The following is an 11,763-nucleotide window of genomic DNA, read 5'->3' on the forward strand; positions in this document are numbered from 1 at the left end:
TGATGCGAACATCACGCCCTCTTTTTTTCTCAGAGTACAGATAAAAAATCTTCGTAATTCTGGTAACAAGAATGATGCCTTGCATGAAATATTCCCGAATTTGTGGAAATCATTCAGAACCATATGACGCTGCAACAGAAATACCTCTCTTTTTTATCGGTACTGATTCTTTCCCTGATGACCAGTCCTCACCTGGTAGCACAAAAAAAACCTACCGGATCTGACTCCTTCCCTACCTCCTGGGTTGGAAAATGGAAAGGGAACATGACCTGGTACCAGGGGCTGCAACAAAGGCAGGGTGTGCAGATGGAACTGCATATATTACCTGCAGACAGTACGGATCAATATACCTGGAGAATTATTTACGGCACCGGAGGGCAGGATAACCGACCCTATATTTTAAAGCCCTTCAACAAAGAAAGAGGCCACTGGCTGATTGATGAACGAAACAGTATCGTACTCGATCAGTTCCTGATTGGCTCCCGTTTCTGCGGAACCTTTACAGTGGAAGGCAATACCATCATGAATTGTTACGAATTGCAGGGAGATAGCCTGTTGGTTGAATTTTACAATTTCCAGGAAAAGCCCATCGTGATAACAGGCGGCGGCGACAGCACCGTACCCAAAGTCAAAACCTATGGCATGCGCAGTCACCAGCGCGCTGTTCTCAAACGATTTTAAGGTTCCACCCAGGCCCCGTTTTCTTTCAATAGCAGAATGAGTTCATCTACCGCCACTTCACTACTGACACTGCGTTTTACCACTTCTTTGCCCTTGTAGAGTGTGATCTTGCCAGGACCGCTGCCAACATAACCAAAATCCGCATCGGCCATTTCACCCGGACCATTCACAATACAGCCCATGATCGCTATTTTCACTCCCTTCAGGTGATTGGTAACTGCCCGGATTTTTGCTGTTGTTTCCTGCAGATCAAATAAAGTGCGTCCGCAACTCGGACAGGAAATATATTCTGTTTTGGAAATCCGTGTGCGGGTCGCCTGCAATATGGAGAAGGCTGTGTTGTTCATAAACTGGTACATGTTCGAAACAGGCAGATAGGTTCTGCCACTCACCTGTACATTCGCCATTGGCTGTCGCGAAGAAATACCCAGGCAGATCCCATCACCCAATCCTTCCAGCAACAACGCCCCGGTTTCAGTAGCAAAATGAATCAGGTGCTCATCTACAGTACTCCATTTGCTATCTGTGATCAGGATCACCGGATTCTGAATTCGTCGTTGTAACAATTCCATCATCATGCGACGAACCGATTGCATCGCATTACGGTTCGTACTACTCAAACACAACACCACTGTTTTGTCTGAAGCCAGTTCATCCAGCCAGGTAAAATCATTTAATGAACTTTCATCATTGAAACAATCCACCATCACAAAATTCATTAACTCACTTTTCCATTCAGCATTAACAAAACCGCTGTCCTGGTAAATCGGAAAATACTTGGTCTTATCAGCCGCTTCGATCCAGGTTGCCGGATAACAGATAACTTTCAGGGAACCCGGCAGTGCAAAATCAAGCAACTGGTGTCCTGTAAATACAAAATCAGCAGCTGCATCACTGATCGTCCATTTATCCGTTACCGCATCATAGGTATAACCAATCGCCACCAGGTCGGATGGCTGAATTTTATCTATCCCACTCAAATCCGCAACCACTACCGGAACCTGCTTGCCTCCGATAACATCAACTGCAAAACTTTCCCTGCGTTTGTACTCAAAGGGATTATATCCCAAAGAACCGGACTCAATCCCGGGCACCCGACCATTAGTTGCAGGCGGCAATTCACTGCCGCTATTGTATCGTTTCACCAAATCACGACACACCGGTATCTCAAATTCAGGATCTTCGGTTAAGGATACCCGTATAGTGTCGCCAATTCCGTCCTCAAGCAGGGTGCCAATACCAATGGCAGATTTGATCCGGCCATCCTCTCCATCACCAGCTTCAGTTACTCCCAGATGTAATGGATAAATCTCTCCAAATTCTGACTGCATCGTCTGAATCAGCAACCGATACGCCTGCACCATCACCTGCGGATTGGAAGACTTCATACTCAGTACGATGTTGTGATAATTCTCATCCCTTGAAATCCGTAAAAATTCCATCGCACTTTCCACCATGCCAATAGGTGTATCACCATATCGACTCATGATCCGATCGCTCAGGGAACCATGATTGGTGCCGATGCGCATGGCAGTACCATATTCCTTGCAAATCTTTACAAGCGGAGTGAAGCGATCGCGGATGCGTTCGATCTCTTCCGCATACTCTGCATCGGTATAATCAATCTGTTCAAATTTCTTTTTATCAACGTAATTCCCGGGGTTCACCCGAACTTTCTCCACGATCCTGGCAGCTATCTCGGCCGCATTAGGGGTAAAATGAATATCTGCAACTAAGGGAGTACTATACCCCTGCCGGCGTAATTCTTCCTTAATCAGGAGCAATTGTTCCGCCTCCTTTTTACTGGGAGCTGTTATTCTTACCAGTTCTGCACCGGCTTCAATACAACGGATGGATTGAGCAACCGTGCCGGCAATATCCATGGTATCGGTGGTTGTCATGGTCTGAATCCGGATGGGATGCCCGTTTCCAAGCAGCAGATCACCAATCCGAACCTCCTTTGTAATCAGTCTCTTATAACCTGTCAGCGATTCGCTGTATAATTCCATTGGTGCGATTTTAGTCAAAGATAACAACCGAAACCCCTTGGTTGTTACCAGTCTTTTTCAGGTCGGGTGGGACTTCCGCCTTTTTGCTGCATTTTCTTCTGAACCTCCTTCTCTTTCTGCTCAAGTGCCTTCAACAACTGTTCCACCTGCTTTTTATTCAGTTTGCTTTCCTGGGGTTTTGGCTTCTCCTGTTCCTTGTTTTCCTTTTGTTTATTTTCTTGCTTTTTCTCTTCCTGTTCCTGCTGCTGTTTCTTTTCCCTCAACGCTTTCTGGAGGTTTTCACGGGCCTGGGTGTCTTCCGGATCCAGTTTCAGAGCCTCCATCCAGGCCAGGATGCTTTCATCCAGCTGTTGCTGTTGCTGATGCAATACACCTTTATCATAATAGGCTTTTTCCAGGATCCTGGGATCCTTTCCCGCCTGTATCAATTTTTCATACCCTTCCATCGCAGCAGTTTTATCGCCTTTTTTGGCAAGTGCATTTGATCGGTTGTACATCGCCGTAAGGTCTGCCGGATTTTCCTGCAGAGCTTTGTCATACCGTTCAACTGCTTCATCGAATTTGCCTTCACGGAACAGCTTGTTTCCTTCCCGCACATGGGAAGACTGAGCACTTCCCCGGAAGCCCAGTATCAGAAGAATGATCAGAAAAGCAGTTCCTCTCATTGCAATACTGTTTTACGTTCACTAATAAATATTTCTGTAATCAGGAGCAGTAAAGTCAACAGTAGTAAGACATAGAAAAAACTATTGTATTGAACCGAATCAGAAGATTCCAGTTGCTTTTTCTCAATCCCATCAAGTTGTGCAAGCAGGGTTTGGGCTGCTGAAGAAGGATCCTGCAGGTACACATAGGTTCCATTTCCTTTCACAGCCAGATTTCTTAATTGTTCTTCGTTTAACTTGCTGATTACCACATTTCCATTCGCATCCTTTTTGGTCTCACCTGTTTCGGGATCAATGATTGTAGTGCCGGCTATTGAGCCAACACCTACCGTATTGATCATAACACCAGATTCAACCAGGCGCTCCACTACTTCCAGTGCTTCCGGATCATGATCCTCGCCATCCGATATCAAGATTACCGCCTTATATTTCTGTTCCTTGGTATTAAAGGAGTTACCGGCCAGCTTAAGTGCTTCACCGATTACAGTACCCTGGGTTGGAACAGCAGCCGGACCTGCATTCTGTAAAAACAACTTGGCTGCGGATAAATCGGTGGTCAGCGGCATCTGGAGATAGGCTCTTCCGGCAAACCAGATCATACCCAGCCTGTTGTTTGACAACTGATCTATCAAAATGCTCGTTAATTGACGGGACCGCTCCAGCCGGTTAGGTTTAATATCCTGCGCCAGCATGCTTTTGCTTACATCCATGATCAGCATTACATCCAATCCCTGGCGACTTTGATCCAGGCTCGCGCCTTTGAGTTGGGGGTTGGCAATTGACAGTGCCAGACAAACCAGGGCAACCAGCACCAGGATAAACTTTCGGATATGACGAGCCGGGGAAAATGACCCTGTTAATGCCTTAACCAGGCCAGGATCTCCCAGCAAGGCCAGCTTCTGTTTTCGGATGCGTTGCGCATTCACAAAAAGAATGACCAATACAGGTACCAGGATCAGGGCAGCCAGCCAATATGGATGTTCAAATCGAAACAAGGGCTCGGTGTTTTATGGCAATTTAGGGCAAAAAGCCGGCCAAAACCTGGTCCATGATCCTTTTTCCGGCAGCTTTTAAATCAACACCTTCCTCCCTGGTTCTCAACTGGATAACAAAAAAATGCGGGTGTTGCCGAATTTCTTTCCATCCCTGTATCCAGAGAATGCGGGTACCATCTGTGTTGCTGCCTTCAGAAAATTTATACGCCAGCTTATATTCAGTGGAGTCTTCCACAAGCATCATATTGCTGACAATAGCATGTGTTCTGCGTTGAAAAGGCAACTGGTCAAAATACAGTTTCTTGACAATTCCTAGTTGCTCGTCTGCTGTAACCCGGATGGAATTGTCTATCCAAAAACGATCCAACTGGGCAATGCGCGGGGTATCATACCGCCGGGCATAACCAAGTGTATCGATCCATCGCTGCAGTGTGTCCTTACCAATACGACCAGCCAGTTCCTGAAAGAAATGCAGGGAATCGGCTTTAAAAGCCTGCTCCAGTGTGGTGCCATTAATATCCGATTGTTCATCCTTTAAACGTCCAGTTTCTATTGCAACCATCGACTGGACAATGTAAAAACTTGATCCAGGGACCACGGCCGAGTCGCGGAATACTTTTCGGTCGCTCAACACAAAATCGCCGCTCAGGTTGTGAAAAACTCCAATTACACCATCCAGCTTTTCCGCCTCCAGTAACTTTCTTAATCCTGCATCCTCGGTAACATTATTGGGAGAACAGGATGCCAAACAGACGGACACCAGGAACCAGCCAAGGAGATATCGCATAATTCAAATTTGTGCCGCAAAGTTAGGTAGTTTTGTCCCATGAGATTTCGCATCACCCATTCTAACTTTAAAGGTATCCAGCTGATTCACCTGCATGATGATGAATTATCCTGTACCGTTTCCATAGCCCCGGAACAGGGAGCCATGCTGCATGCATTTACAGTTCAATCCGGTATGGGCCCGGTTAACATAATAAATAATTACTCCAATAAAGCCGAACTTGACAAGGAACTGGCTCTCAGTTACAAGAGCAGTAAATTATCTCCCTTCCCCTGCCGGATTGAAAATGGCAGCTACCTCTGGGAAGGACATCGATACCAGTTTGCCAACCGATTTCCGGATGGATCTGCCATACATGGACTCCTGTTCAACAAAAGCTTTACTGTCAAGGAACAAAAAACCACAGAATTCTTTGCTTCCGTGCTATTTGAGTATCAGTATGAAGCAGAAGATCCCGGTTATCCATTCCGGTATACCTGCCAGGTTCTGTATACCCTCTTTCATGGAAATACACTCCAGGTGCAGACAACGCTGCATAACAGTGATCAACAAACGATTCCTATGGGAGACGGATGGCATCCCTATTTTCAACTCAGCGAAAGTATTAATGATTGCTGGCTCCGGTTTCCGGCAAAAGGCATGCTGGAGTTCAGCGAGCAATTGATTCCAACCGGAAGAATACTGCCTTATCAAACATTCAATGCAAGCAAACCTTTTGGAAATACTGAGCTAGACAACTGTTTTTTACTGGATCCAGCCGGCGGACAGCCGGTGTGTGAGTGGAGCCATCCGGCTAGCGGGCTTTCCATCCGGTTCGTTACAGATGAACAGTACCCTCACCTGCAGATTTATACGCCGCCAGACCGGAAAAGCATTGCAATTGAAAACCTGAGTTCGGCGCCGAATTGTTTTAATAATGGAATCGGTTTGATAGAACTGGCGCCGGGCCAAACAAAAACACTGACCCTGCATTATATAATAGATACAAAAGAAACCAATTAACTTGTTCTCAAATTTTAAACCACAGAAATGAAAAAGTATAAACTCCTGCTCACTTTCCTGGTAACGGTACTCTTCACCGCCTGTATCCAGATTGAAGAAGAGGTGGAAATCAGGGAAGATGGCTCAGGAACAATGGCCGCCAGAACCGATATGGGCCAGTTATTTGAAATGCTGAAAGGTTTTGCTTCTCCGGAAGACCTGCAAAAAGATGGTATGGACAAAGCCATGGACACTACCATTATGATGAAGGATATTGTAGACACTGCTCAGGAGTTGAGTGCCGAAAATAAAGCCCTGCTTCGCAACGGAAAACTGCAACTCCAGATGAACATGAAGGAGAATCTTTTTAACATCAACATGAATTTCCCCTTCAAGAGCATTGCGGATGCTAATAAACTAACCAAGGCAATGAATGAAATGGATGTCATGGGCAAATCACTCAAGAATTTGGGTGGGCAACAACCCGGTCCGGATCAACCGGCCCCTATTCCCAGCAGCGGCGGCGGAATTGAAAAGGTTAATTCCATGTACGATGTCACTTTCAGCAATGGAGAATACAAAAAGGTATTGAACCAGGCCCGCTATGACAGCCTGATGAGCGACCCCAAACTCCAGGAATCCAAAGGTATGCTTTCCATGATGGGCGATATGAGCCTGAACCTGACCGTAAAAGTTCCAAAAAAAGTAAAATCAGTTAGTAATCCCAGGGCGGTAATTTCTGCAGACAAAAAAACTGTTACACTTAAAGGAGATATCGTTGCTGCGCTGGATTCTCCCAAACTGATGGAAATCATCATCCGCTATTAATGAACCAACCTGGAGTTACAATAAAAAATGGCTGGCAAATCGGTTACCTGACACTGTTAGGAATCCATTTGCTGGCTATTTTTTTTAACTGGGATACGTTACGTTTTGTAACGAAACCCCTGTTAATGGTTTGGCTGCTCGTTTATTTCATTTCCATAACAGTGCCGGGAGCTCCCTTTCGAAAGCTGGTGATCGCGGCACTGTTTTTTTCCTGGCTGGGAGATGTGTTTCTCATGCAACCGGCTTCCAGTTTTTTTATGGCAGGATTAGCCAGCTTCCTGCTTGCACAATTGTTATACACCTGGATTTTTCTAAATGCCAGGAAACGCTGTAATACCACAGGCCGCTGGAACCCGGTGATGCTGATTTCAATACTGGTATATATAATCCTTCTTTATGCCTGGCTTTTCAGGACCTTACCAAATGAACTCAGGCTTCCTGTTTTATTATATGCCATTGCTATCGGCAGCATGTTGGCATCCGCCTTTCATGTATATGCAAAACCATTCGAAAATCCTGCACTGCTGCTGATTTGCGGTGCTGCACTTTTTGTGCTTTCCGATAGCCTGCTTGCCATTAACCAGTTCATACAACCATTTCCCCTGGCGGGTGTTGGTATCATGCTGACGTATGGTCTGGCCCAATTATTCATTGTTAAATCAATCTCCCGCATCTCATGATACAAACTGATTTTTTAGTAATCGGATCCGGAATTGCCGGGCTCACCTATGCTCTTAAAATGGCAGAGCGATTTCCCGATAAAAAAATTACCGTCGTTACTAAAGCCGCTGCAGATGAAACCAATACCAAATATGCACAGGGCGGAATAGCGGGAGTAACCGATTTCGAAAACGACAGCTTTGAAAAACACATCAACGATACCCTGATTGCAGGTGATGGGCTTTGCAATGAAAAAATTGTAGAAATTGTTGTGAAAGAAGGGGTACAGCGGATCAGCGAAATCATTGAATGGGGTGCCAAATTTGATAAAGACGCTGATGGCGATTATATGCTGGGCATGGAAGGCGGGCATAGCGAATACCGCATCCTGCATCACAAAGATGTTACCGGAAAGGAAATGGAACGGGCACTGATTGAAAAGGTGCAGCAATTCCCCAACATAGAATTCCATAAACACTGGTTCGTTATCGAATTGATTACCCAACACCACCTGGGTTACCTGGTTACCAAAAGCACTCCAGATATCCAGTGCTATGGAGTTTACGCACTCAACACCAATACTAACCAGATTGAAAAAATTCTCGCCGGAACCACCCTGCTTGCAACTGGAGGGAATGGTCAGGTTTATCGCTCTACTACCAATCCTGCCATAGCAACCGGAGATGGAACGGCGATGGTCTACCGCGCCAAAGGCCGGATTGAGAATATGGAATTTATCCAATTTCATCCTACAGCATTATATGAACCCGGAGTTGGCGGTCAGGCTTTCCTGATAACCGAAGCTGTAAGGGGTGACGGTGGTATTCTTCGAAATAAAAAAGGAGAAGCCTTCATGGAACGGTACGATGAACGCAAGGACCTGGCGCCGCGTGATATTGTGGCCCGCGCCATCGATTCCGAGATGAAAATCACCGGTACTGAACATGTTTACCTGGATTGCCGCCACCTGGATAAAGACAAATTCATTCATCATTTCCCGAACATTTACGAAAAATGTCTTTCCATCGGGATAGATATCACGCAACACCAGATACCTGTTGCACCCGCTGCTCACTATAGTTGTGGTGGAATAAAAACCGATGAATGGGGTAGAACTTCTATCCGAAGCCTGTATGCTGCAGGAGAATGTGCATCAACCGGTTTACATGGAGCCAATCGACTGGCAAGCAACTCTTTATTGGAAGCAATGGTATTCGGACATCGGGCGTTTGAAGATGCATCCCGATTACCTCAAACATCGATCGACCCTGCGCTTATTCCGGATTGGGACAGCGCCGGAACAACCGATCCCAGAGAAATGATCCTGATCACGCAAAGCCTGAAGGAACTGCAGTTGCTGATGAGTGATTATGTAGGTATCGTAAGAACCAATGTCAGACTGGAAAGGGCCATGCGGCGGCTGGATCTGTTGTGGGAAGAAACTGAAAAACTGTATGTAAGTACTACCCTCTCTCCCCAACTCTGCGAATTACGAAACATGATCACGGTTGCCTACCTGATTGTCAAGGGAGCCCAGTTCAGAAAAGAAAGTCGCGGACTTCATTTTAACACCGATTACCCGGAAAAGAGCCCGATTCTGCAAAACATCGTACTCTGACCGTTTTCAGAAAATACCGTGTTTTTCTCCCCCCTTCCTGCTTGGAGGGAGAGAAACAGCCCATTACATTTGTACAAACAGCCAATCAACATGTATTATTTACTATATGGATTTCTTTACCTGGCATCACTCATCCCGTTGAGGATCCTTTATGCCCTGGGAGATTTGCTGGGTTGGCTGATCTTCGACCTTGCTGGATACCGAAGAAAAGTAATAGACCAGAACATATACCTGGCTTTCCCGGAAAGGACCGACGAAGAGCGAAAGGGAATCCGGAAAAGATTCCAGCGCAACTTTATTGATACATTTATCGAAACCCTCAAACTCATTTCCGCCGGAAAGTCATTCATAACCAGCCGGATGCAGGGCGAGTATGACAAATTCAATACGCTCTACGAAAAAGGGTTACGTTGCCAGGTTCATATGGGACATAACTTTAATTGGGAACTGGGAAACCTGGCATACGGTTACTACTGCAAACACCCCCTCTTAGGAGTCTATATGCCGCTTAAGAATAAGGCAATGGATAGAATTTTCCGCGAGCTCAGAAGCAAAACCGGTACCATCCTCTTGCCTGCAACAGACATGAAGAACAGCATGTTTCCTTACCGCGACACACAATATCTGCTTGGACTGGTGGCAGACCAGGTGCCATCAAAAGTTCACCAGGCCTACTGGTTAAATTTTTTCGGACATCCTACCCCGTTCATTCCCGGTCCTGAGAAAGGTGCGCGTGCAGGAAATATACCCGTAGCATTTGTAAGTATTTCAAAGATCAAAAGAGGCTATTATTATCTCCACGTTGAAATTGCGGAAGAAAATCCATCCAGCTTAGAAGAAGGAGAATTAACCCGCCGATACAGAAACTTTTTGGAAGAAACCATTAAACAACACCCGGATATGTGGCTATGGAGCCACCGACGATGGAAAAAATCCTGGAAACCAGAATATACCGCCCGTTGGATTGATCTGGTTCCGGCTCCCTCCCAGGCTGTTGATCCTTACAAAGAAACAGTCCATCCATAAACCTTTGCCAAACCACCTGCAACCGGTTTAACCGGTAAGCTTATTGATCTGTACCTGTTTTCTCAATTATTAAAACAACCAAGTATGGACAAAAAATTCAAAGTGGTACTGGTGGACGATCATGTTTTGTTAAGAAATGGACTGGCCTCTACCGTTCAAAGTTTTGACCGGTTTGAGGTACTCTTTCAGGCATCCAATGGAACTGAAATGATTCAAATGATCAATCCTTCCAATTTACCAGACCTGGTTTTGATGGATGTGAATATGCCTGAAATGGATGGGTACGCTTCCGCTAGCTGGTTAAAAAGAAATTACCCGGATATTCGGACACTGGCACTTTCCATGTATGATACTGAAAATGCAATCATCCGAATGTTCAAAGCAGGTGTGAGAGGATATATTATGAAGTATTGTGACCCGGTTGATCTGAATGCTGCAATGGAAGCTCTCATGATTAAAGGCTATTATTACTCAGAATTGGTTACAGGCCGCCTGATTCACACCATCAACCAGTACGATGACAGTGACTCTGAAGACTACCGGAACCCCCTGGCCGTGTTAAATGACCGGGAAATTGAATTCCTTCGGTATGCCTGTACAGAAATGACCTATAAAGAAATCGCCAGCAAAATGTACCTGAGTCCTCGTACTATTGATGGCTACCGCGATACCCTGTTTGATAAACTACATATCAAAACACGTGTGGGACTGGTAACTTTTGCAATCAGGAATGGCTTGGTTTCCGTGTAATAGGGATGGATTTTTCCCGTTGAATAGCATCGAAACCTCCTGCCACCACACGAAGGTTGTGAACTCCTTGTTTTTTGATAAGACTCGCAGCAAGAATGCTTCTCTGCCCTCCTCCGCAATGGAGATACAACTGCTGGTCTTCATCAAAATTCGCAATCGTGGCCAGATCAATTAGTTCCGCCAATGGTATGTGCTGGGCCTTTGTTACATGTGCAGCCTCAAATTCTTCTTCCCCACGAAGGTCAATTACCTGTAGATGAGGATCGTGTGGAAGATCCAGCGCCAATTCATCGGCTTCAACTTCAATGATCATATCCAATGGACAAGATGCCTTTTCCCAGGCTTCAAATCCACCATCCAGCACCTTCCAGGAAATGGATGGGAAAGCGGATTGAAAACGAGCGATTGCTTCATCTTCATTTCCAGCTTCACTTATTAATACAACCAACGGATCAGCTATATTTTCCGCAATCCATTTATCATACTTCCCACTGCTTCCGGCACTGACGGAACCAGGGATAAACCCTTCCACAAAAGCATTCGCTGGCCTTGTATCCAACATAAATACGGGCTCTTTTTCTGTTAAAGAATCGAGCTCTTCAACATTGATCCGGTTAGTATTCATGGCGCGAAGGTAATAGAGTAGGAAGATAGCAAACAATTTGTTTGCTATCTGTCCTCTCACACCACCGTACGTACCGTTCGGTATACGGCGGTTCCTTAATTTAGTTTCCGCGCAGCCAGATAGCAGTCCGTCAAAAAG

At 45.6% G+C, this 11,763-nt stretch carries 12 protein-coding genes; 7 read left to right on the plus strand and 5 right to left on the minus strand.

What is annotated here, in order from left to right:
- Positions 1-123 precede the first annotated feature (123 nt).
- Positions 124-681, plus strand: coding sequence for a hypothetical protein (locus tag L0U88_RS17555; protein WP_234867662.1), 558 nt, complete (start codon positions 124-126; stop codon positions 679-681).
- Here the strand turns inward: L0U88_RS17555 and ispG are convergent.
- Genes ispG through L0U88_RS17575 form a run of 4 tightly spaced genes read right to left on the minus strand, consistent with a single transcriptional unit; the run spans position 678 to position 5,137 of the window.
- A complete protein-coding gene (gene ispG, locus L0U88_RS17560; RefSeq protein WP_234867663.1) occupies positions 678-2,690 on the minus strand; it encodes a (E)-4-hydroxy-3-methylbut-2-enyl-diphosphate synthase in 2,013 nt (670 codons plus the stop codon). The genes L0U88_RS17555 and ispG overlap by 4 nt on opposite strands.
- A gap of 44 nt (positions 2,691-2,734) precedes the next feature.
- The gene (locus tag L0U88_RS17565) at positions 2,735-3,355 is read right to left on the minus strand and encodes a tetratricopeptide repeat protein (RefSeq protein WP_234867665.1); all 621 of its coding nucleotides are present in this window, start codon (positions 3,353-3,355) and stop codon (positions 2,735-2,737) included.
- A complete protein-coding gene (locus tag L0U88_RS17570; RefSeq protein ID WP_234867667.1) occupies positions 3,352-4,350 on the minus strand; it encodes a vWA domain-containing protein in 999 nt (332 codons plus the stop codon). The genes L0U88_RS17565 and L0U88_RS17570 overlap by 4 nt, the downstream gene beginning before the upstream one ends.
- A 22-nt stretch (positions 4,351-4,372) precedes the next feature.
- Entirely contained in the window at positions 4,373-5,137 is a 765-nt protein-coding gene (locus L0U88_RS17575) for a penicillin-binding transpeptidase domain-containing protein (protein WP_234867669.1), read from the minus strand.
- A gap of 39 nt (positions 5,138-5,176) precedes the next feature.
- Here L0U88_RS17575 and L0U88_RS17580 point away from each other — a divergent pair, with 39 nt between their 5' ends.
- From L0U88_RS17580 to L0U88_RS17605, 6 genes are all read left to right on the plus strand, one after another.
- A complete protein-coding gene (locus tag L0U88_RS17580; protein WP_234867671.1) occupies positions 5,177-6,139 on the plus strand; it encodes an aldose 1-epimerase in 963 nt (320 codons plus the stop codon).
- Positions 6,140-6,166: 27 nt separating this feature from the next.
- Positions 6,167-6,946 (plus strand): hypothetical protein, encoded by a 780-nt coding sequence (locus L0U88_RS17585; protein ID WP_234867673.1) that lies wholly within the window; start codon positions 6,167-6,169, stop codon positions 6,944-6,946.
- Positions 6,946-7,626, plus strand: a complete 681-nt coding sequence (locus L0U88_RS17590) for a lysoplasmalogenase (RefSeq protein ID WP_234867674.1) — start codon at positions 6,946-6,948, stop codon at positions 7,624-7,626. Before L0U88_RS17585 ends, L0U88_RS17590 begins: the two co-directional genes overlap by 1 nt.
- A complete protein-coding gene (gene nadB / locus L0U88_RS17595) occupies positions 7,623-9,224 on the plus strand; it encodes an L-aspartate oxidase (protein ID WP_234867676.1) in 1,602 nt (533 codons plus the stop codon). The genes L0U88_RS17590 and nadB overlap by 4 nt, the downstream gene beginning before the upstream one ends.
- A gap of 90 nt (positions 9,225-9,314) precedes the next feature.
- Positions 9,315-10,250 (plus strand): lysophospholipid acyltransferase family protein, encoded by a 936-nt coding sequence (locus L0U88_RS17600; protein WP_234867678.1) that lies wholly within the window; start codon positions 9,315-9,317, stop codon positions 10,248-10,250.
- 84 nt (positions 10,251-10,334) lie between these two features.
- Positions 10,335-11,000, plus strand: coding sequence for a response regulator transcription factor (locus L0U88_RS17605; RefSeq protein ID WP_234867680.1), 666 nt, complete (start codon positions 10,335-10,337; stop codon positions 10,998-11,000).
- Here L0U88_RS17605 and L0U88_RS17610 read toward each other — a convergent pair.
- Positions 10,975-11,763: rhodanese-like domain-containing protein (locus tag L0U88_RS17610; protein WP_255723177.1), on the minus strand; the 789-nt coding region annotated here is incomplete at its 5' end. The two genes, L0U88_RS17605 and L0U88_RS17610, sit on opposite strands and share 26 nt — an antisense overlap.

It is taken from the genome of Flavihumibacter fluminis, assembly GCF_021491375.1.
Lineage (GTDB): Bacteria > Bacteroidota > Bacteroidia > Chitinophagales > Chitinophagaceae > Flavihumibacter > Flavihumibacter fluminis.

Excerpts from the sequence above, each read along its gene's own strand:
- L0U88_RS17575 (WP_234867669.1), bottom strand. The coding sequence starts at position 5,137 with ATGCGATATCTCCTTGGCTGGTTCCTGGTGTCCGTCTGTTTGGCATCC.
- L0U88_RS17605 (WP_234867680.1), top strand. The coding sequence starts at position 10,335 with ATGGACAAAAAATTCAAAGTGGTACTGGTGGACGATCATGTTTTGTTA.
- L0U88_RS17580 (WP_234867671.1), top strand. The coding sequence starts at position 5,177 with ATGAGATTTCGCATCACCCATTCTAACTTTAAAGGTATCCAGCTGATT.
- L0U88_RS17585 (WP_234867673.1), top strand. The coding sequence starts at position 6,167 with ATGAAAAAGTATAAACTCCTGCTCACTTTCCTGGTAACGGTACTCTTC.
- L0U88_RS17600 (WP_234867678.1), top strand. The coding sequence starts at position 9,315 with ATGTATTATTTACTATATGGATTTCTTTACCTGGCATCACTCATCCCG.
- L0U88_RS17565 (WP_234867665.1), bottom strand. The coding sequence starts at position 3,355 with ATGAGAGGAACTGCTTTTCTGATCATTCTTCTGATACTGGGCTTCCGG.
- nadB (WP_234867676.1), top strand. The coding sequence starts at position 7,623 with ATGATACAAACTGATTTTTTAGTAATCGGATCCGGAATTGCCGGGCTC.
- L0U88_RS17555 (WP_234867662.1), top strand. The coding sequence starts at position 124 with ATGACGCTGCAACAGAAATACCTCTCTTTTTTATCGGTACTGATTCTT.
- L0U88_RS17590 (WP_234867674.1), top strand. The coding sequence starts at position 6,946 with ATGAACCAACCTGGAGTTACAATAAAAAATGGCTGGCAAATCGGTTAC.
- ispG (WP_234867663.1), bottom strand. The coding sequence starts at position 2,690 with ATGGAATTATACAGCGAATCGCTGACAGGTTATAAGAGACTGATTACA.